Origin of the sequence: Streptomyces sp. NPDC051018, assembly GCF_044456085.1 — a bacterium.
GTDB lineage: Bacteria > Actinomycetota > Actinomycetes > Streptomycetales > Streptomycetaceae > Streptomyces.
In genome coordinates this window covers 1-24,544 of record NZ_JBITFN010000011.1, presented here as the reverse complement: position 1 = coordinate 24,544, position 24,544 = coordinate 1, and the positions used below count along the sequence as shown (strand labels likewise).

The 24,544-nt window shown below is 70.5% G+C and carries 18 protein-coding genes and 1 pseudogene; 8 read left to right on the top strand and 11 right to left on the bottom strand.

The annotated features are described in order from the left end of the window. Positions 1–115 precede the first annotated feature (115 nt). Positions 116–667, bottom strand: a complete 552-nt coding sequence (locus tag ACIBCM_RS19960) for a hypothetical protein (protein ID WP_399244941.1) — start codon at positions 665–667, stop codon at positions 116–118. 224 nt (positions 668–891) lie between these two features. On the opposite strand from ACIBCM_RS19960, the gene ACIBCM_RS19955 reads away from it, so the two are divergent. From ACIBCM_RS19955 to ACIBCM_RS19945, 3 genes and pseudogenes are all read left to right on the top strand, one after another. After that, entirely contained in the window at positions 892–1,416 is a 525-nt protein-coding gene (locus tag ACIBCM_RS19955) for a PadR family transcriptional regulator (protein WP_399244940.1), read from the top strand. Beyond that, entirely contained in the window at positions 1,413–2,099 is a 687-nt protein-coding gene (locus ACIBCM_RS19950) for an ABC transporter ATP-binding protein (protein WP_399244938.1), read from the top strand. Before ACIBCM_RS19955 ends, ACIBCM_RS19950 begins: the two co-directional genes overlap by 4 nt. Beyond that, positions 2,096–4,420 (top strand): annotated as a pseudogene (locus ACIBCM_RS19945) (FtsX-like permease family protein); the annotation flags it as partial. The gene ACIBCM_RS19950 and the pseudogene ACIBCM_RS19945, both read left to right, overlap by 4 nt. On the opposite strand, the gene ACIBCM_RS19940 reads toward ACIBCM_RS19945, so the two are convergent. Further along, positions 4,392–5,489: a LysR substrate-binding domain-containing protein gene (locus ACIBCM_RS19940; RefSeq protein ID WP_399244936.1), complete on the bottom strand. Its 1,098-nt coding sequence runs from the start codon at positions 5,487–5,489 to the stop codon at positions 4,392–4,394. The pseudogene ACIBCM_RS19945 and the gene ACIBCM_RS19940 overlap by 29 nt on opposite strands. Positions 5,490–5,614: 125 nt before the next feature. Here ACIBCM_RS19940 and ACIBCM_RS19935 point away from each other — a divergent pair, with 125 nt between their 5' ends. Next, entirely contained in the window at positions 5,615–6,709 is a 1,095-nt protein-coding gene (locus ACIBCM_RS19935; RefSeq protein WP_399244935.1) for an RNA polymerase subunit sigma-70, read from the top strand. Between the two features lie 131 nt (positions 6,710–6,840). Continuing rightward, positions 6,841–7,287 (top strand): hypothetical protein, encoded by a 447-nt coding sequence (locus tag ACIBCM_RS19930; protein WP_399244933.1) that lies wholly within the window; start codon positions 6,841–6,843, stop codon positions 7,285–7,287. Between the two features lie 308 nt (positions 7,288–7,595). On the opposite strand, the gene ACIBCM_RS19925 is transcribed toward ACIBCM_RS19930, so the two are convergent. The 3 genes from ACIBCM_RS19925 to ACIBCM_RS19915 form a co-directional block, all read right to left on the bottom strand. Continuing rightward, on the bottom strand, positions 7,596–8,363 hold the full coding sequence (locus tag ACIBCM_RS19925; RefSeq protein WP_399244931.1) for an SDR family NAD(P)-dependent oxidoreductase: 768 nt from the start codon (positions 8,361–8,363) through the stop codon (positions 7,596–7,598). Positions 8,364–8,496: 133 nt separating this feature from the next. Then, positions 8,497–8,724 carry a hypothetical protein gene (locus ACIBCM_RS19920; protein ID WP_399244930.1) on the bottom strand — a complete coding sequence of 76 codons (228 nt, stop codon included), beginning with the start codon at positions 8,722–8,724 and terminating at the stop codon, positions 8,497–8,499. Further along, on the bottom strand, positions 8,721–9,656 hold the full coding sequence (locus ACIBCM_RS19915) for an SPFH domain-containing protein (protein WP_399244929.1): 936 nt from the start codon (positions 9,654–9,656) through the stop codon (positions 8,721–8,723). Before ACIBCM_RS19915 ends, ACIBCM_RS19920 begins: the two co-directional genes overlap by 4 nt. A gap of 300 nt (positions 9,657–9,956) precedes the next feature. On the opposite strand from ACIBCM_RS19915, the gene ACIBCM_RS19910 reads away from it, so the two are divergent. Then, entirely contained in the window at positions 9,957–12,164 is a 2,208-nt protein-coding gene (locus ACIBCM_RS19910) for a transglycosylase domain-containing protein (protein WP_399244928.1), read from the top strand. Between the two features lie 81 nt (positions 12,165–12,245). Here the strand turns inward: ACIBCM_RS19910 and ACIBCM_RS19905 are convergent, their stop codons facing one another. The 6 genes from ACIBCM_RS19905 to ACIBCM_RS19880 all read right to left on the bottom strand — a co-directional run bounded on the left by ACIBCM_RS19905 (position 12,246) and on the right by ACIBCM_RS19880 (position 22,836). Beyond that, positions 12,246–13,757, bottom strand: a complete 1,512-nt coding sequence (locus ACIBCM_RS19905) for a catalase (RefSeq protein WP_399244927.1) — start codon at positions 13,755–13,757, stop codon at positions 12,246–12,248. A gap of 152 nt (positions 13,758–13,909) precedes the next feature. Further along, complete coding sequence (locus ACIBCM_RS19900; protein WP_399244926.1) at positions 13,910–15,826, bottom strand: SpoIIE family protein phosphatase; 1,917 nt, start codon at positions 15,824–15,826, stop codon at positions 13,910–13,912. Between the two features lie 481 nt (positions 15,827–16,307). Beyond that, the gene (locus ACIBCM_RS19895) at positions 16,308–16,985 is read right to left on the bottom strand and encodes a DUF402 domain-containing protein (RefSeq protein ID WP_399244925.1); all 678 of its coding nucleotides are present in this window, start codon (positions 16,983–16,985) and stop codon (positions 16,308–16,310) included. Between the two features lie 497 nt (positions 16,986–17,482). Further along, a complete protein-coding gene (locus ACIBCM_RS19890) occupies positions 17,483–19,240 on the bottom strand; it encodes a D-glucuronyl C5-epimerase family protein (protein WP_399244924.1) in 1,758 nt (585 codons plus the stop codon). A 199-nt stretch (positions 19,241–19,439) separates the two neighbouring features. Further along, entirely contained in the window at positions 19,440–20,846 is a 1,407-nt protein-coding gene (locus ACIBCM_RS19885) for a class II fumarate hydratase (RefSeq protein ID WP_399244922.1), read from the bottom strand. Between the two features lie 322 nt (positions 20,847–21,168). Continuing rightward, positions 21,169–22,836 carry a fumarate hydratase gene (locus ACIBCM_RS19880; RefSeq protein ID WP_399244920.1) on the bottom strand — a complete coding sequence of 556 codons (1,668 nt, stop codon included), beginning with the start codon at positions 22,834–22,836 and terminating at the stop codon, positions 21,169–21,171. A 245-nt stretch (positions 22,837–23,081) separates the two neighbouring features. Between ACIBCM_RS19880 and ACIBCM_RS19875 the strand changes: the two genes are divergently transcribed. After that, a complete protein-coding gene (locus tag ACIBCM_RS19875; RefSeq protein WP_399244918.1) occupies positions 23,082–23,762 on the top strand; it encodes a DUF1707 domain-containing protein in 681 nt (226 codons plus the stop codon). 152 nt (positions 23,763–23,914) lie between these two features. Beyond that, a complete protein-coding gene (locus tag ACIBCM_RS19870) occupies positions 23,915–24,268 on the top strand; it encodes a WhiB family transcriptional regulator (protein ID WP_399244917.1) in 354 nt (117 codons plus the stop codon). The last annotated feature ends 276 nt before the right edge of the window (positions 24,269–24,544 follow it).

Genomic DNA, 24,544 nt, shown 5'->3' with positions numbered 1-24,544 from the left:
TTCCCGGCTCGTTCCGGTTCCGGTCCCGTCCTGGTTCCGGCCCCAGCCCCAGCCCCAGCCCGGCCCGGCCCCGGGTCCCTCCTGTTCCGGGCTCGTTCCGGTCCCGGTCCGGGCCTCAGGAGTGCCGCGTCAGGGAATCGTAGGCGAACTCCAGTGCCTCCTCGTGGTTCCGGCCCGTGTCGACATAGATGTGCCCGGTGCGCTCGCAGGTCGTGCGGAGGGCCGTGCTGCGGTCGCGGATCCAGGCCGCCGTCCGCTCGTACGCCGCGTCGGGCTCGCCCTTCAGCCAGTCGTCGGGCGCGGCGCGCAGCAGGTCGGCGGTGAGGGCGGTGTTGCCGAGAAAGGCGGCGGTGAAGGGGATTCCGGCGGCGGTCAGGGCGGTGGCCGTCTCGGGCGTGATGACATCGCCCTCGACCGCGTAGCCGTCGGCCGGGTCGTCGGGGTGGAGGCTCTCGTCGATGGCCGTGAGGAAGGCGAGGAGGAAGGGCTGCGCGGGAACGGCCTTGTCGGGGTGGTCGCCGTGCCGGACCCCGTACTCGGGGGCGGCGTGCTGGAGCATCGACACCAGGGCGTCGGTGGGGACTTGGGGCAGTCCCGCGCGCTCCAGCAGCATCAGGGCGAGCGTGCTCTTGCCGACCCTCGGCGGGCCGCCGATGAGGTGAATCATGCCGGGATGCTAGTGCGGTGACCGGGGTGGTGCCCGGCATTTTCGGGCCGCCACCGGCCGTCCGCCGGCGATGCGGCACCGGCCTGCCCGACGCGCCCGGCGGCCCCGGTCCGCTGCCCCGCTCCCGACGGCGGCTTCCCGCGTCACACGGTCCGCGAGCTCCGCGTACGGTCTGAACGCGCGATCTATACACACGATGTATACAGGCTATGTATAGTCGGGTCATGTCCATCGGTCACACGCTCCTCGCCCTGCTGGAATCAGGCCCTCGTCACGGCTACGACCTCAAGCGCGCCTTCGACGAGAAGTTCGGCCATGACAAGCCCCTGCACTACGGCCAGGTCTACTCGACGATGTCCCGGCTGCTGAAGAACGGCCTCGTCGAGATCGACGGCGTCGAATCCGGCGGCGGGCCCGAGCGGAAGCGGTACGCGATCACCGACGCAGGCGTCACCGACGTCGACCAGTGGCTCGCGCGGCCCGAGACACCGGAGCCGTACCTCCAGTCCGTGCTCTACACCAAGGTCGTCCTCGCACTGCTCACCGGGCGCGGCGCCGCCGAACTGCTGGACACCCAGCGGGCCGAGCATCTGCGGCTGATGCGCCGGCTCACCGACCGCAAGCGCCGCGGAGACCTCGCCGACCAACTGATCTGCGACCACGCGCTGTTCCACCTGGAGGCCGATCTGCGCTGGCTGGAACTGACGGCCGCACGCCTCGGCAAGCTCGCCGAGGAGGTCGGCGCGTGATCCCCGAAGGCTCCCTGCTCGTCGCCGAGTCACTGCACAAGGCGTACGGCCCCACCCCGGCACTGGACGGCGCGCACTTCTCCATCCACGCCGGGGAGGTCGTCGCCGTGATGGGCCCCTCCGGCTCCGGCAAGTCGACCCTGCTGCACTGCCTCGCGGGCATCGTGCCACCGGACTCCGGCACGATCCGCTACCGGGGGCGCGAGCTGACGGGGCTGTCCGACCGGGAGCGCAGCCTGCTGCGGCGCACCGAGTTCGGGTTCGTGTTCCAGTTCGGGCAACTGGTGCCGGAGCTGACGTGCACGGAGAACGTGGCACTGCCGCTGCGGCTCGCCGGGAGGGCCCGTAAACCCGCCGAGGCCACCGCCCGGCAGTGGATGGAGCGCCTGGAGGTCGACGACATCGGGCGCAAGCGGCCCGGGGAGATCTCCGGCGGCCAGGGGCAGCGCGTCGCCGTCGCCCGAGCGCTGGTCACCTCCCCCCGGGTGCTCTTCGCCGACGAGCCGACCGGCGCGCTCGACTCCCTCAACGGCGAGCGGGTGATGGAACTGCTCACCGACGCCGCCCGCTCGTCCGGTGCCGCCGTCGTCCTCGTCACCCACGAGGCCCGCGTCGCCGCCTACTCGGACCGGGAGGTCGTCGTCCGCGACGGCAGGTCACGGGGTCTGGAGTACACCGGATGACCCCGCTCCGCACCTGGGCACGGGACCTCGCCCTCGGGGTCCGCTTCGGCGCCTCCGGGGGGCGCGAGGGCTGGATCCGTACCGTCCTGACCGCGCTCGGCGTGGCCATCGGCGTCGCGATGCTGCTGCTCGCCTCCTCCGTACCGCGCATGATCGAGAGCCGGGACTTCCGTGCCGACGGCCGTACGCCGGTCGAGGCCAAGCTGATGAGCGGGCCCGAGGTCCGGCCCTCCGGCACCACCGTGGTGTGGCAGCGGGTGGAGACGGAGTACCGCGACAGGACCGTCAAGGGCGGACTGCTCCGCGCGGACGGCCCGGACCCCGTGCGCCCGCCCGGCGTGAAGGTCTTCCCCGCGCCCGGGGAGATGGTGGTCTCACCCGCACTCGCCGACCTCCTCGGCTCCCGCGAGGGCCGGCTGCTCACCGAGCGCCTCGACCACCGGATCATCGGCACCATCGGCGACGAGGGACTGCTCGGCTCCCGCGAGCTGTTCTACTACCTCGGCAGCGCCACGCTCAGTCCCGACAGCGGCGGGAAGCGGATCAGCGGCTATGACAGCCGTATCTCGCTCCCCTCGTCCCTCAGCCCGGTTCTCGTCGTCCTCGTCATCCTGGTCTGTGTGGTGCTGCTGGTGCCGGTGGCCGTCTTCATCGCCACCGCCGTCCGCTTCGGAGGCGACCGCCGCGACCGGCGCCTCGCGGCCCTGCGCCTGGTGGGCGCGGACGCCCGGTCGGTCCGCCGGATCGCGGCGGGTGAGGCGCTGTTCGGGGCCCTGCTCGGACTGGCCGGAGGCTTCGGCCTGTTCGCCGTGGCCCGGCAGTTCGCCGGAGCGGTCAGCGTCTACGAGCTCAGCTCCTTCCCCTCGGACGTCGTACCGGAGCCCCTGCTCGGCGTCCTGGTCGTCGCCTCCGTGCCCGTCGCCGCCGTCGTCGTCACCCTGTTCGCCCTGCGGACGGTGGTGATCGAGCCGCTCGGCGTCGTACGCCGCACCGCGCCCCGGCCCCGCCGTCTGTGGTGGCGGCTGCTGCTCCCGCTCGCGGGCCTGGTGCCACTGTCGCTCAGCCGGCTCGGCGGGCCGGATCCCGATGTCCAGGTGCTGCCGGTCGCGGCGGGCGTGGTGCTCGTCCTCATCGGGCTGACGACCCTCCCGCCGTGGCTGATCGACACCTTCGTCAAACGTCTGCACGGCGGCCCGGTCCCCTGGCAGCTGGCGGTACGCGGGCTCCAGCTCGGCGGCGGCGCTGCGGCCCGCGCGGTCAGCGGGATCATGGTCGCGGTGGCCGGGGGAATCGCCCTCCAGATGCTGTTCTCGGGGGTGGCGGGCGGCTTCAAGGAGGAGACCGACGAGGACACGGAGCGGGCGCAGCTCAGAATCGTCTCGGAGTTCGCCGACGCCACGCTCGCCCGGCGGATGGTCACGGATCTGACGGGCACCATCGGGGTACGGAAGGCCACCGGGGTCGTGGAGACGTACCTCTACATGAACGGGAAGAACGTCGGCCGGGGCGACGGCGGTTGGAACGGGATGATCCCGCTCACCATCGGTGACTGCCCCACCCTGCGGGAACTGGCGCGGATCTCCGCGTGCGCGGACGGCGACGCCTTCGCCGTCCGCGGAGCCGACCCGGAGCTGTCCGCGTCGGTGGCCGAGGCCGTCGCCGGGGGCGAACCGTTGCTGGTCGAGGAACCCTTGCCCCCCGGGACGGACGGTGCGAGCCCCGGGACGGCAGATCTGCCCCCGGGAACGGCCGACGACGGCGACGGGCAGCGGACCGGTGGGAAGATCCCGACCTGGACCCCGCCGAAGGGCATGCCGACCGTGGACAGCGTCGCTGACGCGATGGGCGTGCAGCACGAGGGCCTGTTCGCCACCCCGGGCGCCGTCGATTTCGGCGAGCTCAGCGGCGCGGCCACCATGATCCTGGTGTCGGTCGACGACCGGGTGCCCGACGCGCACGAGCACGTACGCAACACCGCCGCCCGGTTCGACCCCGCCGCCGCCGTCTGGCAGCTCCAGACGGTCCGGCGCGACCCTCAGTTCGCCAAGGTCGAGAAGGGGCTGCTGATCGGTTCGATGGGCACCCTCGCGCTGATCGCGGTCTCGATGCTGGTCTCCCAGATCGAGCAGCTGCACGAGCGGCGCAGACTGCTGTCGGTGCTGGTGGCGTTCGGTACGCGTCGGGCGACCATCGCCTGGTCGGTGCTGTGGCAGACGGCGGTCCCGGTGGTCCTGGGCACGGTCGTGGCGGTCGTGGGCGGGCTCGGTCTGGGGGCCGTGATGCAGTGGTTGGTCAATACGAGGGTGGGGGATTGGTGGGGTTTTCTGCCGGTCGCCGGTGCCGGTGTGGGGGTGGTCCTGGTGGTGACGGTGCTGAGCATGCCGGCGCTGTTCCGGCTGATGCGTCCGGACGGGTTGCGTACGGAGTAGCGGCCACCGGCCCGGCGGGCTCCGTGTGCGGCCGTACCGGCAGGGAGACCACCGCGTCCCGCAGTGCCCGTGCGAACTCCTCGAACTCGCCCTGGCGGGCGGCTCCCGTCCGTATCGCCAGGGCGATCCGGCGGGCCGGGGCGGGCTCGGCGAAGCGGCCGGTCCGCAGTCCGCCCCGGCCGGTCTCCACCTCGACGGCGGTCCGCGGCAGCAGGGTCACCCCGAGGCCGCCCGCGACCAGCTGGACCAGGGTGGCCAGGCCCGTCGCGGTCGTCTTCACCGGGGTCGGCGCCCCGCGGGCGACCTCCCGGCAGACGTCCAGCGCCTGGTCGCGCAGGCAGTGCCCCTCGTCGAGCAGCAGCAGCGGCAGATCGCGCAGCGCCTCGCGGGGGATGTCGTCGCGCCCGCCGAGAGGGTGGTCCCCGGGGGTGACCAGGACGAAGTCCTCGTCGAACAGCGGGATCTCGGTGACCCCCGGCACCCCCAGCGGTACCGCGAGCAGCAGCAGGTCGAGCCGTCCGGCGGCCAGCCCGTCCAGCAGGGACGACGTCCGCTCCTCGTACACCTGGAGGCCGAGATCGGGGTAGCGGTCGTGGACCAGCCTCAGGACGTCCGGTAGCAGATAGGGCGCGACCGTGGGGATCACGCCCAGCCGCAGTACGCCGGTGAACGGGGCCCGTACCGCCTCCGCCTCCTCCATCAGCTCCCCGACCGCGTTCAGCACCGCCTTGGCGCGGGCCGCCAGCCGCTCACCGGCGGGGGAGAGCAGCACCTTGCGGGTGGTCCGCTCCACCAGCTGCGTCCCGAGCGTCTCCTCCAGCGCCGAGACGGCCCCGGAGAGCGCAGGCTGGCTCATACCGATGGCGGCGGCCGCGTCCCGGAAGTGCAGATGCTCGGCCACGGCGGCGAAGGCACGCAGCTGTGCGAGGCTGGGCTGCTTGCCCCGGTTCATCGTGGCCATTGATATCGTCCTCCTATCGCTCCGGCCGATATTAATCGCATGGCTCCGGTGTCCGGTCGTACCGGTCCGCCGTCCCGGACCCGGTGATGACGGAAAAGCCCCGGGTCAGGTGATACGAAGGGGGCATGAGCAGCCAGGACGGTACGCGGACGGTGGCGGCCGGCGGGTCCTCCGCCGGGCGGACCCCGGCGGCGCGTGCGAACGGAACCTCCGGTGAGCCGACCGCCGAGGCGATCCGTACGGGGGGCGAGGAGGTCTTCGCCTCCCTCGCCGAGCGCTACCGCCATGAGCTGCGCGTCCATATCTACCGCATGCTCGGCTCGTTCACCGACGCCGAGGATCTGGTGCAGGAGACCCTGCTGAAGGCATGGCGCAGGCGGGCGAGCTTCGAGGGCACGTCGACGTTCCGCGCCTGGCTCTACCGGATCGCCACCAACGCCGCCCTCGACTTCCTGCGCGGGCCCGCCCGTGCGCGGGAGGTCGCCGTGGCCGTCGACAGCGCCGGGTCCCCGGCCTCCTCCGCGCTCGCCGAGGTCACCTGGCTCCAGCCCTACCCCGACGAACTGCTCGACCTGGCCGCCCCCGGCGGCGTCGAGCCCGACGCGGTGGCCATCGCCCGGGAGACCGTCGAGCTGGCCTTCCTCGCGGTGATCCAGCATCTGCCGCCCCGGCAGCGCGCGGTGCTGATCCTCCGCGACATCGCCGGATGGCCCGCGCAGGAGACCGCCGACGCCCTCGACATGAGCCTCGCCTCGGTCAAGAGCGCCCTCCAGCGGGCCCGTACGACCCTGCGGGAGCATCTGCCGCAGCGCCGCGCGGACTGGGGCGCGGCCATCGAGCCCAGTGCGGACGAGCGGGCCCTCCTCCAGCGGTACATGGCCGCCTCCCAGGGGGCCGATCTGTCGGCGCTGGCGCTGCTGCTGCGGGAGGACGCCCGCCAGACCATGCCGCCGCACCATCTGGTCTTCGACGGGCGCGAGGCGATCCTCGATCTGTGGCGCCCGGTGCTGGAGGGCGACGAGGCCTGGGGCGAGTGGCGCTCCGTGGCGTACTCGGTCAACCGCCAGCCCGCGGCCGTGAACTATGTCCGCCGTCCCGGCGAGACGGTCTTCACCGCGGTCAACGTCGATGTGCTGCGGATCGAGGGCGGTCTGATCGCCGAGATCACCACCTTCGATCCCGGGCTCCTGCCGGGACTCGCCCAGACCCTCACCGTGTGACCCAGGTCACAGAATCCCGCCGATTCCTTTCTCCGGGGCCGCTCGTCATATGAGCGACAACGCACCAACGCGGACACACCGCGGCGATGCGCAAGAAATGCCCAGAACACGGAAGAAAGCGGAGCAATCACATGTCTGAGAACACCACCCCCGAGACCCCCCAGCCCGACGCGGAGCTGCGGGCCCTCGACAGGCTGCTCGGTACCTGGCGCGTCAGCGGCGGTGTCGACGGTGTGGTCACCTACCGCTGGCTGGAGGGCGGCTTCTTCCTCCTCCAGGACATCGACATGAAGCAGTACGGGCAGCCCGTCGTCGGCATCGAGGTCATCGGCCGGCTGAAGGAGTTCGGCGCCGAGCAGCCCGGCGAGGACATCAAGTCCCGCTACTACGACAGCCAGGGCAACACCTTCGACTACGTCTACGAGATCGAGGGCGACACCCTCACCATCTGGGGCGGCGAGAAGGGTTCCCCGGCGTTCTACAAGGCCACCTTCAGCGAGGACGGCGACACGCTGTCCGGCGCGTGGGTCTACCCGGGTGGCGGCGGCTACGACTCGGTGATGACCCGGGTCCGCTGAACCGTGCCGCAGCGCCCGCACCCGGCGGCCGGGGGGCGGCCGGACGCACCCCGGCACGGCGGACACCGGTGGCCCCCGGTTTTTTGTGGCTCGGTTCCCCCCGGACTCCGTCCGGGGGGACCCCACCGGGGGCCTTCAGTGGGTGGGGGGGCGGGTGAGCATGCTCGGCCGACGGCACCGGGCGGAGGGTCTCCGGACAGTGACCGATGCCGGTGATGACCCCGTGATGGGTGCCGGTCCCGGTCGGCGGCCGGTGAACGGGAGGGGAGAGGGAGCGGCCGGTACGGGCGGGCCCGCGGCCCCCGGGATCAGGACGTGAAGCCGCCGTCCACGGCGATCCGGGTCCCGGTCACATAACCGGCTTCGGGGCCCGCGAGATGGGCCACCGTCGCGGCGATCTCCACAGGCTCGGCGTACCGCCCCACGGCCGTGTAGCCGCGGATCGTGTCCGCCATCGGGCCGTCGGCGGGGCTCAACTCGGTGTTCGTCGCTCCCGGACTGACGAGATTGACCGTGATGCCCCGTCCGCCCAGCTCCCGCGCCAGCGCCTTGGTCATTCCCACGAGGGCCGCTTTGCTGGTCGAGTAGAGCGAGAAGCCGGGGAACGGTATGCAGGTGCCCACATTGCTGCCGATACTGATGATCCGGCCCCCGTCCGTCATCCGGGACGCGGCGGCCTGCGCGGCGATCAGCGGGCCGCGGACGTTCACCGCCAGGAGATCGTCGATCTGCTGCCGGGTCAGCTCCTCCAGTGGTGCCGCCACGAACCGGCCCGCGTTGTTCACCAGGATGTCGAGTCTCCCGAAGGCGTCCACGGTCAAGTCGACCGCTGCCCGGACCGCGTCCGGGTCGCCGCTGTCGGCCTGGACGGCGACCGCCCGGCGGCCGGCCGCCGTGATCTGCTCCACGACCCCGGCGGCCCGTCCGGCGTCCCGCTGGTAGGTGATGACAACATCGGCGCCCTGCTCGGCCAGTCGTACGGCCACGGCCGCGCCGATGCCCCTGCCTCCGCCGGTGACCAGTGCCGCTTTCCCGTCGATACGGTTGATGCTCCGATCCTGACGAAACCGGAGCACCGGATCCGGCGGGAAACGGACGTCCAATCCGGCTCCGCCCCGGGCCCGGACTCCCGTTCGGCTCGGCCACGGGCCCGGACCTCCCGTTCGGCTCCGCTCCGGGGCCTCCGCTCCGGGATCCGGTCCGCGCGGCTCAGTCGTCGGCGTCGTCCCCGGAGGCGTCCTTCGGCGGACGCCCGCGTCTGCGGATGGGGGCCGCCCCGCCCGGCAGCCGCCCTGCCTCCGCCAGCGCCCGGCGGAGCAGGAACTCGATCTGTGCGTTGGCGCTGCGCAACTCGTCGGACGCCCACCGCGCCAGCGCCTCATGGACCACCGGGTCCAGCCTGAGCAGTACCTGTTTGCGTTCGGGCGGGGGTGTCACTGGTAGAGCGTGCCGGTGTTGAGGACCGGCTGGGCGGAGCGGTCGCCGCACAGGACCACCATCAGGTTGGAGACCATCGCGGCCTTGCGCTCCGCGTCCAGTTCGACGATGTCCTGCTCGGTGATCCGGGCGATCGCCGCCTCCACCATGCCGACCGCGCCGTCGACGATCTGGCGGCGGGCCGCCACGACCGCGCCCGCCTGCTGGCGCTGGAGCATCGCGGAGGCGATCTCGGGGGCGTACGCGAGGTGCGTGAAGCGGGACTCGACGATGTGGACGCCCGCCGCCTCGACCCGGGCGTGCAGTTCGAGCGCCAGCTTCTCGGTGATCTCCTCGGCGTTGCCCCGCAGCGACAGACCGTTCTCGTCGTGCGCGTCATAGGGGTACTCGATCGCGATATGACGGACGGCCGCCTCGGTCTGGGTGGAGACGAACTCCAGGAAGTCGTCCACCTCGAACAGCGCCTGCGCGGTGTCCTGGACCTTCCAGACGACCACCGCGGCCAGTTCTATCGGGTTGCCGTAGGCGTCGTTGACCTTCATCACCGGGGTCTCGTGGTTGCGTACCCGCGTCGAGATCTTCTCCCGCGAGGTCAGCGGATTGACCCAGCGCAGCCCGTCGGTGCGGATCGTGCCCCGGTAGCGGCCGAAGAGCTGGACGACCCGCGCCTCGCCGGGCGCCACCATGTTCAGCCCGCACATGGCGAGGGTCGCGGCGATGATCAGCAGGATGCCGCCGACGATCAGCGACGCCTTGCCGCCGGTCGTGTCCACCGCCGTCGCGGCCACGATCGTCCCGGCGCCCCCGAACACACCCAGCAGCCCCAGCAGCAGTGCCAGGCCCCCGCCGATGCTGTGGGCCGCGAACTCACTGACCCGGGGCCCGGTTGTCTCCGGTCCCTCGTCCCTGATGGCTGCGCCGGCTCCGGCCATGGCCGTCCCCCGTCCTCATCGGCTGTCCGCACCGATGCTCACGGCCGGTATGCCCCTCTATGGGACTATCCGGCCTGCTAGCAATGTGATTACACATTAAAGCAGACGGCAACCCTGGGCACCTCTCATGAGTCGGTTCCAGAGAATGGGGTGCTGATTCTCACGTCCAAAAAGGCCGGATCGGTGAACCTTTGTCATGGCGAGCGGTGTTAGTTTTCTGAGCTGCTCGCTGTCGGCACCCGGTCGAACAGTGACCGCGGACGAACATCCGAAGCAGCGAAGAGCGGAGCGGGACGAGCGATGGGCCGAGCCGAGGAGCGACGAGCCCGGCAGCGCGGGGCGCGTCGGGCGCAGAAGAGCAAGCCCAAGGGCATACGGCGCTTGTTCACCTGGAAGAAGTTGCTGGGAACCTTCCTCGGTGTCTGCCTGCTCGTCCTGGGCGCGTTCTTCGTGATCTATCTGATGGTGCCGGTGCCGACGGCCAACGCCCACGCGGAGATGCAGAGCAACGTCTACAAGTACAGCGACGGCACGATCCTGGCCCGTACCGGCAAGGTCAACCGCGAGATCATCGGGCTGGAGCAGATCCCCCGCGAGGTCCAGTACACCTTCGTCGCCGCGGAGAACAAGTCCTTCTTCAAGGACAGCGGGATCGACTTCAAGGGCACGACCCGCGGAGTGATGAACACCCTCTCCGGCAAGGGCAAGCAGGGCGGCTCGACCATCACCCAGCAGTACGTGAAGAACTACTACCTGGAGCAGGACCAGACGATCACCCGCAAGCTCAAGGAGCTGGTGATCTCCCTCAAGGTCGACCAGAAGAAGAGCAAGTCGGAGATCCTCGCCGGGTACATCAACACCAGCTACTACGGCCGGGGCGCGTACGGCATCCAGGCAGCCGCCCAGGCGTACTACGGCGTCGACGCCGGCAAGCTGACCGTCGCCCAGGGCGCGTATCTCGCGGCCCTGCTCCAGGCCCCCAGCCAGTACGACTGGGCGGCGGCCTCGCCGACCGGCAAGGAACTGGTGACCGAGCGCTGGAACTACGTCCTGGACAACATGGTCGGCGAGGGCTGGCTCGACTCGGCGGAGCGCGAGGGCCTCACCTTCCCGGTGCCCAAGGCCCCGAAGGCCGCCCCCGGTATGGAGGGCCAGACCGGCTATCTCGTCGAGGCCGCCAACGCCGAACTGGAGCGCCAGGGCATCGGCGAGGAGGACATCAAGGCCGGCGGCTGGACGATCACCCTCAATATCGACCCCAAGCGCCAGAAGGCCCTGGAACGGGCCGTCGCGAAGGAACTGGAGGACAAGCTCGACCGCGAGGGCGACAAGGAGGACGCGACCGTCCAGGCGGGCGCGACCTCCGTCGAGCCGGACACCGGCAGGGTCGTCGCGCTCTACGGCGGTGTCGGCGCCACCGAGCACTGGCTCTCCAACGCCACCCGCCGCGACTACCAGCCCGCGTCGACCTTCAAGCCGATCGTGCTGGCCTCCGCCCTGGAGAACGGGGCCGAGACCCAGGACGGCGAGAAGATCAGCCTCAACAGCCGCTACGACGGCACCAGCAAGCGCCCGGTCCGGGGCAGCACCATCCCCTTCGCGCCCGAGAACGAGGACGATCAGGACTACGGCAAGTCGATCAGCGTCCAGAAGGCGACCAACAGCTCGGTCAACTCGGTGTACGCGCAGATGATCGTGGACGTCGGCGCCGCCGAGACCAAGAAGACCGCGCTCGACCTCGGGATGACCGACGGCCCCGGCTGGCCCGAGAGCCCTGCGATGTCGCTCGGCACCATGGGCGCCTCCACCTGGGACATGGCCGGGGTGTACGCCACGCTCGACAACCACGGCAAGAAGGTCACCCCGACCATCGTGAAGTCCGCCGAGCACCGGTCCCGCAAGGCCGAGCCCGAGAACCCGATCGGCGGGCAGGCGATCAGCCGGAACTCCGCGGACACGGTGACCGCCGCCATGGAGGGCGTCGTCAAGGAGGGCTCCGGCCGGCGGGCGGGCGGTGACTACGACGCCGCGGGCAAGACCGGTACCTCGGAGAACAACCGGTCGTCGTGGTTCGTCGGGTACACACCCGAGCTGGTCACGGCGGTCGCCCTCTTCGGCGAGAAGGCCGACGGCACCGGGCAGGTCACCCTGACCGACACCGTCGAGAAGGGCCGGATCAACGGCGGTGGCTTCCCCGCCCGGATCTGGAAGGCGTACACCTCCGCCGCGCTGGGCGCGGACGCCGACGCCAGGTTCGATCTGGAGGTCGAGGAGCCCGCGCGCAACGACCCCGACCCCAAGCCGGCGGAGTCCCCCGAACCGTCGCCCACGCCGAGCGCCACGAAGACGCCGCAGAACACACCGGATCCGACTCCGTCCAGGACGCGTACCACTCCGCCGGCCAGCTCCTCGCCGCCGCCGAGCAGCCCCAGCCCGAGCCAGTCGCAGAGCAGCGATCCGCCCGACCCGGGGGCCCCGGATCCGGGGACGGCCAACAACAGACCCTGACCGAACGCAAGCGCCCGCTCGGGGCGCTTACGGCGGGTCCGGCGGGTGTCGGACCCGCCGTCCCCTTCCGTCGGAAACGCCCTAGCCGCCGTTCACCTTGCTGGCGATCCGGTCGCCGATCGTCTTGTCGATATTGCGCCAGTACTGGAACGCCCGGTCCAGGACGGGCCGGGAGACCCCCTGGAGCAGATGCCCGGAGACGTTCGACACCAGCCGGTCCCGGGCCGCGTCGTCCAGCACCTCCCGGACCTGGGTGCCCGCCTGCCCCCAGTCGTCGTCCTCGCGGTGCGGCCGGTACGCCTCGCGCACCATCTCGCCCGCCGAGGCCCAGCCCGCGATCTCGCCGAAGCGCGAGACATCGGCCGCCGGGCCGCCGAAGGAGTTCGGCGCGTACGGCACGGCCGTACTGGAGGGCGTGTACCGCATCGGTCCGTCCTTGGCGTACGAGCTGACCGCCGAGTGCGGCCGGTTGGGCGGCAGCTGCGCGTAGTTCGGGCCGATCCGGTAGCGATGGGTGTCCGGGTACGAGAAGAGCCGGCCGAGCAGCATCTTGTCCGGTGACGGGCCGATCCCCGGCACCAGATTCGAGGGCTCGAAGGCGGCCTGCTCGATATGGATGAAGTAGTCCTCGGGGTTCCGGTTCAGCGTCATCCGGCCGACCTCGATCAGGGGGTAGTCGCCGTGCGGCCACACCTTGGTCAGGTCGAACGGGTTGAAGCGGTAGTCCGGCGCGTCCTCGAACGGCATGATCTGCATGTACAGCGTCCAACTCGGGGCGTTTCCCGACGCGATGGACTCGTACAGGTCCCGCCGGTGCCTGTCCCCGTCGGTCCCCGCCAGCTCATCTGCGTCCGCCTGGGTGAGGAAGTCGACGCCCTGATCCGTCTTGAAGTGGTACTTCACCCAGAACCGCTCGCCGCCGCCGTTCACCCACATATAGGTGTGCGAGCTGTAGCCGTTCATGAAGCGGTACGTCTTCGGGATGCCGCGGTCGCCCATCAGCCAGGTGACCATATGGGCCGACTCGGGGGAGAGGGTCCAGAAGTCCCACTGCATCTCGTTGTCGCGCAGCCCGGTGGCCGGATGGCGTTTCTGGGAGCGGATGAAGTCCTGGAACTTCTGCGGGTCGCGGACGAAGAAGATCGGCGTGTTGTTGCCGACCATGTCGTAGTTCCCGTGCTCGGTGTAGAACTTCAGCGCGAAGCCGCGGGGGTCCCGCCAGGTGTCGGGGGAGCCCTGTTCACCGGCGACCGTCGAGAAGCGGGCCAGCATCTCGGTACGCCTGCCCGGCTGGAAGAGATCGGCCTTGGTGAACTGGCTGACGTCGTTGGTGACTTCGAAGAAGCCGTACGCGCCCGCTCCCTTGGCGTGCACCACCCGCTCGGGGACCCGTTCGCGGTTGAACTGGGCCATCTTCTCGATCAGATAGTGGTCCTGGAGCAGGATGGGTCCGTCGGGACTCACGGTGAGCGAGTGTTCGTCGCTCTCGACCGGAATGCCGGCGTTGTTGGTCGTGTAGGGCGCTTCGGGCGTCCTGGGCGTTGACTCGGTCACGAGCGTCCTCCCGTCCGGGTGGGGGGTGAGGGAATCCATGCGCGCGCATACGGGTCATACGGGCGCATACGGGCATGGATGGATCGCTTCGGCCGTTATGGGACCCAGTCAACGCCGCCGACACGCTGTCGGCAACAGGGGGAAAGACCCGCAGGTGAGGTTACCTGCGGGTAGAGGCGGCGGGGGCGCGCTCAGGTACGCGTGGGCAGCTCGAACCAGACCACCTTGCCGCTGGAGAGCCGGGTGGCTCCCCACCGTCTGGCCAGCCGGTTCACCAGGAACAGCCCGCGCCCGCCCTCGTCCGTGTCCCTCGCCTTGCGCTGCCGGGGCAGCTGCGGGGAGTCGTCACCCACCTCGCACCGCAGTACGTCCGTCCGGAGCAGCCGCAGGGTCACCGGGCGCTCCGCGTACCGCACGGCATTGGTGACCACCTCGCTGACCAGCAGCTCCACCGCGTCGCTCAGCTCCTCCATGCCCCAGCGGGACAGCGCGCGCCGTGCCAGCCGGCGGGCCCGGCCCGGAGCCGCGTCCTCCGGGTCCAGGAACCAGTAGGCGACATCACTCGGCGCGATCCCGTCGAAGCGGGCGGCGAGCAGGGCGATGTCGTCGTCCCGGTCGCCTGGGCCCAGCATGTCCAGCACGTCGTCGCAGAGCGCCTCCAGCGGCGGCGAGTGGTCCGGCCCGGTGAGCTGGGCGGTCGCGGCGAGCCGCTCCCGCAGCTGCTCGATCCCCGTCCACACGTCCCGCAGCCGGGACTCGACCAGTCCGTCCGTGTACAGCAGCAGGGTCGCGCCGGCGGGCGCGTCCAGCTCCACGGCCTCGAAGTCGACCCCGCCCACGCCGATGGGCGCCCCGGGCGGCACCCGCAGCACCTCGGCGCGTCCTCCCAGATGGAGCAGGATGGGCGGCGGGTGTCCCGCGTTGGCGATGGTGATCCGGTGGGACACCGGGTCGTAGACCGCGTACATGCAGGTGGCCATGCGGTCGGTGCCGAGCCGCTGGGCCTGCTCGTCCAGATGGTGGAGCACCTCCTGCGGCGGCAGATCGAGCCCGGCCAGCGTCTGCGCGGTCGTACGCAGCTGGCCCATGATCGCCGCCGAGGTCATCGAATGGCCCATGACATCGCCGACGACCAGCGCGACCCGGCTGCCGGGCAGCGGGATGGCGTCGTACCAGTCACCGCCGACCCGCGCGGTCTCGGCCGCGGGCAGATAGCGCGAGGCCAGCCGCACTCCGGTCGGCTGCGGCAGCGAGTCAGGCAGCATCGTGCGCTGGAGCTCGTCCGCGATATACGCCTCCCGGCCGTACAGCACCGCCTTGTCGATGCCCAGCGCCGTATGGGTGGCGAGCTGGGCGGCGACCAGCAGATCGTTCGGCTCGAAGGCGGGCCGGTCGGGGCGCCGCAGGAAAACGGCAGCACCGATCACCCGCCGGCGGCCGCGCAGCGGGGCGAGGATCGCGCGGTGCCCGTTCGGGACGGTGCGGTCCGCGCCCAGCAGCTCCGGCAGGGCCGCACGGGCCGCCGCGGAGTCGCCGAAGACCGGGCGGACCCCGCGCAGCACCTCGGAGAGCGCGCCGCCCGAGCGCACCTCGCAGGTCTCCGCGGCCGGGGTCAGCTCGTTGTGCTGGTCGATGACCGGGAGCACCCCCGTACCGCCGAAGTCGGCGCCGTCATCGGCTAAACGCAGCCTGTCCGTGCGGCGCAGCCGCAGCAGGAACGGCGAGACGGGACGCTCGTCGCCCACCGGAAGGGGATCGCGCAGATAGACGAGGATCGCGTCCGAGAAGGTCGGGACGGTCGCCCGGCACAGCCCGAGCACGATCTCGTCGAGGTCTATGCCCCGGGCGATTCTGCGGGTCGCGGCGCCCACGAAACGCAGCCGGTCGCCCTCGCGCCGGGCCGTGCCCGTGAGGTCCTGCGCGGGGCCGTTCGGCGGCCCGGCGGGCGCGGAACCCATCGTAGAGGCGGCCGACGCGGCCGAGGCGGCCGTCGCCCCTGCCGCGGGCACGGCCGACGACCCGGCCGACTCCGCCCGTGGCCGGGTGCGTTCCTGCGACCGGGCGGCCAAGGGCTGCCGGCCTTCGTGGGAGGTGGGCTGCTCCGTCACGCTTGGGCTTCCGTCCGTCTGGGCCGGGTGTGCGATGCGAACGCCTCGTGAGGCGGTATACCCGCTGTGCTGGTGGCGTCGACAGGGTGGCAGGCATCCGGCACGGCTCCACCCCCTAGTAGTGACTCGTGATGACTTACGGTCAGGTCCTGTGCTGCGCTCAATAGTTACCGAAGAGTTGCCGAACGGCGAGCCTTGCGGACGACGATCCTACGTTTGCCCCCAGGGGGCGCATCAAGAGTCTCACGACGTCCTGTGCGCCGGAGTGCGTTCTTGGACCGGAGTCAGACATTCTGCGGACGGACACCCCGTCACATCTGGGCTCCCTCCCGCACATCTGCGTGCTCAGACGGGTTCCGCCGCTCCGGCCGGTCTCCGGTGCCGTCCGTGCACCGGTTTGACCGGAACGCCGGAGTGCCCTGTGCGGGGCGCCGGCGGCCCCGGGGGCGGTCCCCGGCCTCCCCCGGGTGCCCGGAGGCCCTCAGGAGGCCAGGCGCGCGGGCGTGCGCCCCCAGTCGGCGGGCAGCTCCGGCACCCGCCAGGCGGGGTCGGGCCGCCAGTGCTCCCAGCCGTCCGGGAACGGGGGTCCCCAGGCCCGTACGACCTCCACCGCGGCCCGTCCCGCCTCCCGCACCCGCGCGGCCTTGGCGGCGTCCATCAGGCCCGCACGCTGGGCCTGGGCGAACTCGTCCTCGTCGTGCCAGCGCCAGGAGCGGTCCGGGTCGACCGTGATGTCCAGAAAGTGATCCTCGGAGTCGATGCCGCCCGCCCACCGGGTGCGCGGCTCCTCCAGATTCACGTACCAGTTCTTGAACTCCCAGCCCGTGTCCCAGAACAGCCAGACCGACCACGGCTCACCGGGCCGGGCGAGCTTGAGCACCCCCGCGCCCCGCCAGCGGTCGCGGACGACCGTGCGCGGGGCGGTGTAGCGGGTGGCGAGCGGCTGCTCGTGGACGGGGGTGCCGTCCAGGAGCACCGGTTTCACACACTCCGTGCCCGGAGCCAGCCATACGGCGAGCACCTCGGCGGTGTCCTGGACGACGGTCACGGGACGGCAGATGTCGACGCCGTGCCCCGTCGGATCCGGGGTATGGCGTCGATAGCGCCAGAGAATGTGGTCCCCGGGTTCCCAGCGTTCAATGCGTTCCGTGCCTGTCATGAGCAGATTTTAGGGGTCGTCATATCGCTCGCGGCGGCGGACGGGCGCATGGCGCGGGGCGCGTCGCCGTTCTGCGCGGCCGGCGCCCGTGCACCGCGGCCGGATCCGGACCACGGCGGGAAGCAGGCAGGCCCTCACGGCCTCCGGAACCCGGCGGACGGAGGGCGGCAGACCCGGCGAACCCGGGCCGGGACGCGGTACTTACGGGTGCGGATTCCCCTGGGCACGGCGCCCGTCCACAGCGAGTGCACCACACGCGGGCCGCTCGCGGGCGACGAGCGGTCGGCATGCGTCACGGCCGTACGTGTCCCGGCCGTACGCGGGAGGACATCCGCGGGTCGGACGTTCGCGGCGGGGCCCTACGCGGCAGGGGCCGGTCTCCGGCTCGCACGTCCGCCCGGCGGCGATCCACGAGGCCGGCCGGGCAGGGGCTCCCCGGTGCCGGCCGCCCGCCGCTGACGTCGTGTGCGCGGCGAGGCGGCCCGTGCGCGGCCGGGTCAGGCTCCGTCGACGATGATGTCGTTGGAGGGCACCCAGTAACCGGTGAGTCCGCCCGCCGTGATCCGGCACATCGGCCGGCCGTTGACGACCGCCCGGCAGTCGAAGGGGGCCTTCGACGGCCTGTTGAACCGGACCTTCTTGGTCGTACCGGTCGAGCCGTTCGTGCCGAACTTGTAGGCGATGACGTCCTTGTTCGCGGGGAACGTGAGGGTCCGGTGCGGCCGGTACATCGACGACACGAACTCCCCCCGTACGAACGCGTTCGGGTAGAACTCGCCGACCCACCAGTCCTTGTACGGGCCCGAGCTGATCCGGCAGTAGATACCGAGCCGCTGGATGCGCCGGCGCATGCTCGCGGGAGCCGAGGTGGCCTTGGAGAACGTGACCTTCTTCGACCTCAGGATCCTGTCGGCGCCCGACGCGGAGAAGCTGCCGTCCGAGTTCGTCTTGAACTGGTACAGCGTGTGCGTGCCCTTGGCCAGGGCGACCACCGAACCGGCCTTCAGGAACGGATACGGGTAGTCGTCGATCAGCACGTCCTGCCGGTTGGCGAAGACCGGGCTGCCCGTCTGCCAGTGCAGCTGGCGGAGCAGGACGATGTGGTGCTGGTGGTAGCCGGCGTGGGGCACCCGGTGGGTCTGGCAGTAGTACGAGTACCAGCGGGAGTTGCGCAGCAGCGGGAAGTAGCGCGCGATCGTGGTGCAGCAGCCGTCGTACAGCTGCGCCGCCAGCTCGCTGCCGGTCGCCTGGATGTAGTCCCAGAGGCCGAGCATGGCGAAGATCATGCCGTTGTACGTGTTGTCGTCGACGCCCGAGCCGACGCCCGGGTACTCCTGGATCCACAGATAGCCGGAGCGGTCCTTGTTGACGACCCAGGGGCTTCCGTCCTCGCCGCGCAGCAGCGTGGCGAAGGCCCCGTCGGCGGCGGTCCGGTAGAGCGTGCGCTCCTGCTCGGTGACCGCCTCCAGCTGGGAGAGCTGGACGAAGAGGCTCAGGGCCTCTCCCTGGGCCATGCCCGAGTACCAGGGCGCCTTGAAGGTGACGCCGGGGTGTCCGCCGAGCGTGAAGTTGAAGGGGTACGGGAAGTACCAGCCGCCCCGGGCCTCGACGCGCCGGTCGATCAGCCGCTTCGCCTGCGCCTTGGCGCGCTTGAGGAAGAGGGCCTTGCGGGTCGGGTCGGTCTCCTTGCGGTAGCTGGTGATACAGCCCAGGGCGAACTGGATCTGCGACACCGGCTGGTCGTAACCGGGGGAGTTGCGGTCGGGGCGGTACTGCAGCACGCCCTCGGCGTCGAGATAGATGTTGTCCGAGTTTGGCGTCACGCCCGACCAGCGCGTCGGCCGGTCGCGCCACGGACGCATGTGCTCGGGCAGGTCGCCGAGGGCCTTGTAACCGCTCCTCTTGAAGTCGAAGGGCAGAGCCGCCGGCACATCGCGTGCGACGTCCTCGGCGACGGGCGCGCTCTCCGCGCGCGGCATCTTCCGCGCCACGGACGGATCCGGCCTGGTGACGGTGCCGTCGGCGAGCTGCTCCGGCAGGTCCGGCAGCGTGGTCTCGCTGCCGCCCGTGGACGGCAGGCTCAGCGCCAGCGACCTCGGCATCCCCCCGAACGGATCGGGAGTGGTCTGGTCGAACACACCGGATGCGAGGGCCGTGAAGGTGCCTCCCCCCGCCACCGCGGCGCCGGCGGCGGTGCCGCCCGCCAGCCGGATGAACCGTCTGCGGCCGAGATCAGCCCGTCGCTTTCCTGCCATGCGTATGTACCCCCCATGGGTGCCGAAGTGATGGTTTGGATCGTATGTGAAGGCCCTGGAAATGTGTAATGGCTACCGATTTCCGTGTGGGATGCATCAGTGATAGGGCTCGAGGTGCAAGCGTCGTGTGTTGCTCTATGCCGCTTATATCCGTCATGTTTTTGGGCGTAAATGTCCCATTGTGTAGGGTCTGTTGAAGCTACGGTTGAGTCATGCGCAAGACGTCCAGTGCCTCGTCCAGCTGCTCCAGGGTCAGATCGCCCCGTTCCACATAGCCGGCCTCCAGGACGACCTCACGGATTGTCTTCTGCTGTGCCAGTGACTTCTTGGCCACTTTCGCGGCCTCCTCATATCCGATATACCGGTTCAGCGGGGTGACGACGGATGGCGAGGATTCGGCGTACAACTTCATACGTTCGACGTTTGCGGTGATGCCGTCGACCGTGCGGTCCGCGAGCAGCCGGGAGGCCGCGGCCAGCAGCCGGACCGACTCCAGCAGATTTCTGGCGATCACCGGGAGCATCACATTCAGCTCGAAGTTCCCGGCCGCGCCCGCCACGGCGACGGTGGTGTCGTTGCCGGTCACCTGCGCGGCCACCATCAGAACGGCCTCTGGGATCACCGGATTGACCTTGCCCGGCATGATCGACGAGCCGGGCTGGAGGTCGGGCAGGGTGATCTCGGCGAGACCGGTGCGGGGTCCGCTCGCCATCCAGCGCAGATCGTTGGAGATCTTGGTCAGTGACACCGCGATCGTCCGCAGCTGGCCCGAGGTCTCCACCAGGCCGTCCCGCGCGCCCTGTGCCTCGAAGTGGTCCCGTGCCTCGGTCAGCGGCAGCCCGGTCTCCCGTGCGACCTCCGCGATCACCGCGGCGGAGAAACCTGGCGGAGTGTTGATGCCGGTGCCCACCGCCGTACCGCCCAACGGCAGTTCACCCAGCCGGGGCAGGGACGCCCGGAGCCGCTCCACGCCGTATCTCACCTGTGCGGCGTATCCGCCGAACTCCTGGCCGAGGGTCACGGGCGTGGCGTCCATCAGATGCGTACGCCCCGACTTGACGACCTCCGCGAACTCGGCGGACTTGCGCTCCAGTGAGGCCGCGAGATGCTCCAGGGCGGGGATCAGATCCCCCGTGACGGCCGCCGTCGCGGCGATGTGGATGGAGGAGGGGAAGACGTCGTTGGACGACTGCGATGCGTTCACATGGTCGTTGGGGTGGACCGGGCGCCCCAGCCGCTCGGTGGCCAGGGTCGCCAGCACCTCGTTGGCATTCATGTTCGACGAGGTGCCGGAGCCCGTCTGGAAGACGTCCACCGGGAAGTGCTCGTCCCAGCGGCCCTCGGCGACCTCGGCCGCGGCACCCGCGATGGCCTCCGCGATGTCCCCGTCGAGGACACCCAGCCCCGCGTTGACCCGCGCGGCGGCTGCCTTGATCCGTGCCAGGGCCTCGATGTGCGCCCGCTCCAGCCGCTGCCCCGACACGGGGAAGTTCTCCACGGCCCGCTGGGTCTGCGCCCGCCACTTGGCGTGGGCGGGGACCCGTACCTCGCCCATCGAGTCGTGCTCCACGCGGTAGGCGTCGCCGTTCTCGCCGTTCTCGCTCATGGGATTCAGTACCTCCGTGCTGCGTACGGTTCGGGGCAAAACCCCCTTACCGGCAGGAGCGTGCCCGATGGTTCCCCTATTCCCGGGGATTCCCGGGGATTCCCGGGGTTCCGGGGATTCCCGCACCCTGAAAAGTGCGGTGGGACGGCTCCGGGTTGCGGCCGGACGCAAGAAAGGGCTGAGCCCCCTGTGATCACAGGGGGCTCAGCCCTTCTCGAAACACCGGTTTTCGGTTCTCCGGCCGGTCTCGGATTCTCCGGTCGGCGTCGTTCTCCGGCCCGGACGGTATCGGCTCAGCCCGGGCGGGCCCACGGCGGAGGGATCAGCCGAGGCCCGGTCCCCGGACCGGGATGGAGGTGAAGGTGGGGGCCGGGGCGGGGGCGGTGAAGAAGTCGTTCCCCTTGTCGTCCACGACGATGAACGCGGGGAAGTCCTCCACCTCGATCCGCCACACCGCCTCCATCCCCAGCTCCTCGTACTCCACGACCTCCACCTTCTTGATGCAGTCCTGCGCCAGCCGGGCCGCCGGGCCGCCGATCGACCCGAGGTAGAACCCGCCGTGCGCCGCGCACGCGTCCGTGACCTGCTGCGAGCGGTTGCCCTTCGCGAGCATCACCCTGGAGCCGCCCGCCGCCTGGAACTGCTCCACGTACGAGTCCATCCGGCCCGCCGTCGTGGGGCCGAAGGAACCGGACGCGTACCCCTCCGGGGTCTTCGCCGGACCGGCGTAGTACACGGGATGGTCCTTCAGATAGGACGGCATCTCCTCACCCGCGTCGAGCCGCTCCTTGATCTTCGCGTGCGCGATGTCCCGGGCCACGACCAGCGGCCCGGTCAGCGAGAGCCGCGTCTTGACGGGGTACTTCGTCAACTCGGCGAGTACGTCCTCCATCGGACGGTTGAGGTCGATCCGTACGACGTCACCGCCCTCGTCCAGGTGCTCGTCCGTCGTCTCGGGCAGGAACCGCGCCGGATCGGTCTCCAACTGCTCCAGGAACACACCCTCCGCCGTGATCTTGGCGACGGCCTGGCGGTCCGCCGAACAGGACACCGCGATGGCGACCGGCAGGGAGGCGCCGTGCCGGGGCAGCCGCACCACGCGCACGTCGTGGCAGAAGTACTTGCCGCCGAACTGCGCGCCGATGCCGATCTTCTGAGTCAACTCGAAGACCTTCTCCTCCAGGTCCTTGTCCCGGAAGCCGTGCCCGGTCGGCGAGCCCTCGGCGGGCAGCTCGTCCAGATAGTGAGCGGAGGCGTACTTCGCCGTCTTGAGCGCGAACTCCGCCGACGTACCGCCGACGACGATGGCGAGATGGTACGGCGGGCACGCGGCCGTACCGAGCGAGCGGATCTTCTCCTCCAGGAACTTCATCATGGAGGCCTCGTTCAGGACCGCCTTGGTCTCCTGGTACAGGAACGACTTGTTCGCCGATCCGCCGCCCTTGGCCATGAAGAGGAACTTGTACGCCCCGCCGTCGGTGGCGTACAGCTCGATCTGCGCGGGGAGGTTGGAGCCCGTGTTCTTCTCCTCCCACATGGTCAGCGGCGCCATCTGGGAGTAGCGGAGATTGAGCTTGGTGTACGCGTCGTACACACCGCGCGACAGGGCCTCCTCGTCGCGGCCCCGGGTCAGGACGTTCTGCCCGCGCTTGCCCATCACGATCGCCGTGCCGGTGTCCTGGCACATCGGCAGGACGCCCGCCGCCGCGATGTTCGCGTTCTTCAGCAGGTCCAGCGCGACGAACTTGTCGTTCGACGAGGCCTGCGGATCGTCCACGATCCGGCGCAGCTGCGCGAGGTGCGCGGGCCGCAGATAGTGCGAGATGTCGTGCATGGCCTCGGCGGCGAGCCTGCGCAGCGCCTCGGGCTCGACCTTGAGGAACGTACGGCCGTCCGCCTCGACGGTGGAGACACCTTCGGCGGTCACCAGCCGGTAGGGCGTGGTGTCCTCCCCCAGGGGGAGCAGATCGGAGTACTGAAACTCGGGCATTACGGCCATTCCTCACTCGGCGGGTGCGCGGATGCGGCGGATGTGTGCGGACAGCGGCGCGGCTCCCAGCGTAGAACGCGCCCAGGTGCCGTCGTCTGTGAGGTAAGGCTCAGTAGGTCCGGGGCCCACGGGGGCGGGCCGGCGTGTTCCCCGGGCCCGTCCGTGGGACTGTGTCCAAAGTGTCCGGGGTGTCCTGGCGGTGTTGCCCCTAGTCGCGATCTATCGCGTTTCGCTACCCTGGCCCTGTGGACCTCGAAAAGCACTCCCAGAAGCCCGTCGTTCCCGCGGAGCGCGATGCCGCCGCCCGGCCGTCGGACGGGATCCGCGCGTCGGACGCCGACCGCGACCGGATCGCCGACATTCTCCGGGACGCCCTGGCGGAGGGCCGGCTGGACGCCGAGGAGCACTCCGAGCGGATCGACGCCGTCTACCGCGCCAAGACCCTGGGTGAACTCCAGCCGATCGTCCGGGATCTGCCATCCGACCAGGCCAAGGGTGCCGATACGGGGACATATGCCTACGGTCCCGACGCCCAGGGCGGCCCCGAGGAGAACCTGGTGGCCGTCTTCTCCAGCACCGTCCGCAAGGGGCGCTGGCGGATCGGCCGCCGCACCAACGCGTTCTCGCTCTTCGGCAATATCGAGATCGACCTCACCGAAGCGCTGTTCCAGCAGCGGCTGACGGTGATCAACGCGACCTCCATCTTCGGCAATGTCGAGGTCCGCGTGCCCGAGAACATCACCCTCCGCGGCAACGGGAACGGCATCTTCGGCAACTTCGAGATCCGCGGCCTGGAGGCCAGCAACCCCGACGCACCGGTCGTCGTCGTCAGCGGCTACTCCGTTTTTGGCAATGTCGAGGCCAGGCCCAAGCGCGGCCGGCGCGTCTCCGATCTCCACAACCGCCTGCGCAAACACCTGGGCTGACGCCTGGGCCCCTGAGCGGTTTTCGGCCATGAGCCCCCGTGTGCCTTTCCATGCGCCCCAGTTCGGCGCCACGCAGTGAATAGGAGTGCGCACAGCGGGTAGGGAGTGCTGCATCGTCTCTCGCTCGCGAAGCCGTCGTCAGGAGTAGACCCGTGCTGCAACTGCCGTACCAGTCCTTGCAGGTGGCCGCCGTTCCGCCCCAGCGGGCCCCCGCTCGGGAAGACCAGGACGGACCCTGGCACGCGGAGGCGGTGTGCCGTCGGGACGAGGCCGGGCTGTTCTTCGCCCCGTCGAAGGAGCCCACGGCCGCGAGGCTGTCGCGCGAGGAGGCCGCGAAGAGGGTCTGCGCCCGCTGTCCGGTCATGGTCGAATGCCGCGAGCACGCGCTCCTTCAGCCGGAGCCCTACGGAGTCTGGGGCGGCCTGACCGCGGCCGAACGCCGCGTGGTCCTCGCGAGGCGCCGCCGCCGCGACGTCGAAGTCAAGAAGTCCCCCTCCGCCGCGTGAATGTTTGTGGCTCGGTTCTCTCCCCGAGACGCCGTCCGGGGGGACCCCCACCGGGGTCCGCCCGGAGGACTCACCGGAACATCCGACCTCGACCTGTCATCTGAGGCAGACCCCTCCACCCCCTTCGTTCACCCCTGCACCCGACGAGCGAACCGAAGGGGGCCTGCGCCCTTTCCCGTCACCCGTTGGGCTTGGCGGCTGAGCTGAAGGGGGCCCGCACGCTTTCCGTCCACCCCGTGCGCTCGACGGGCGCGCTTCAGGTGGCCTGTGCCCTCC

Bases quoted from the DNA above. Each gene is read 5' to 3' on its own strand.
- ACIBCM_RS19895 (WP_399244925.1), bottom strand. From the start codon at position 16,985: ATGACAGGCACGGAACGCATTGAACGCTGGGAACCCGGGGACCACATT.
- ACIBCM_RS19880 (WP_399244920.1), bottom strand. From the start codon at position 22,836: ATGCCCGAGTTTCAGTACTCCGATCTGCTCCCCCTGGGGGAGGACACC.
- ACIBCM_RS19940 (WP_399244936.1), bottom strand. From the start codon at position 5,489: ATGGCCACGATGAACCGGGGCAAGCAGCCCAGCCTCGCACAGCTGCGT.
- ACIBCM_RS19915 (WP_399244929.1), bottom strand. From the start codon at position 9,656: ATGGCCGGAGCCGGCGCAGCCATCAGGGACGAGGGACCGGAGACAACC.
- ACIBCM_RS19960 (WP_399244941.1), bottom strand. From the start codon at position 667: ATGATTCACCTCATCGGCGGCCCGCCGAGGGTCGGCAAGAGCACGCTC.
- ACIBCM_RS19905 (WP_399244927.1), bottom strand. From the start codon at position 13,757: ATGGATTCCCTCACCCCCCACCCGGACGGGAGGACGCTCGTGACCGAG.
- ACIBCM_RS19885 (WP_399244922.1), bottom strand. From the start codon at position 20,846: ATGAGCGAGAACGGCGAGAACGGCGACGCCTACCGCGTGGAGCACGAC.
- ACIBCM_RS19890 (WP_399244924.1), bottom strand. From the start codon at position 19,240: ATGGCAGGAAAGCGACGGGCTGATCTCGGCCGCAGACGGTTCATCCGG.
- ACIBCM_RS19910 (WP_399244928.1), top strand. From the start codon at position 9,957: ATGGGCCGAGCCGAGGAGCGACGAGCCCGGCAGCGCGGGGCGCGTCGG.
- ACIBCM_RS19930 (WP_399244933.1), top strand. From the start codon at position 6,841: ATGTCTGAGAACACCACCCCCGAGACCCCCCAGCCCGACGCGGAGCTG.
- ACIBCM_RS19935 (WP_399244935.1), top strand. From the start codon at position 5,615: ATGAGCAGCCAGGACGGTACGCGGACGGTGGCGGCCGGCGGGTCCTCC.
- ACIBCM_RS19955 (WP_399244940.1), top strand. From the start codon at position 892: ATGTCCATCGGTCACACGCTCCTCGCCCTGCTGGAATCAGGCCCTCGT.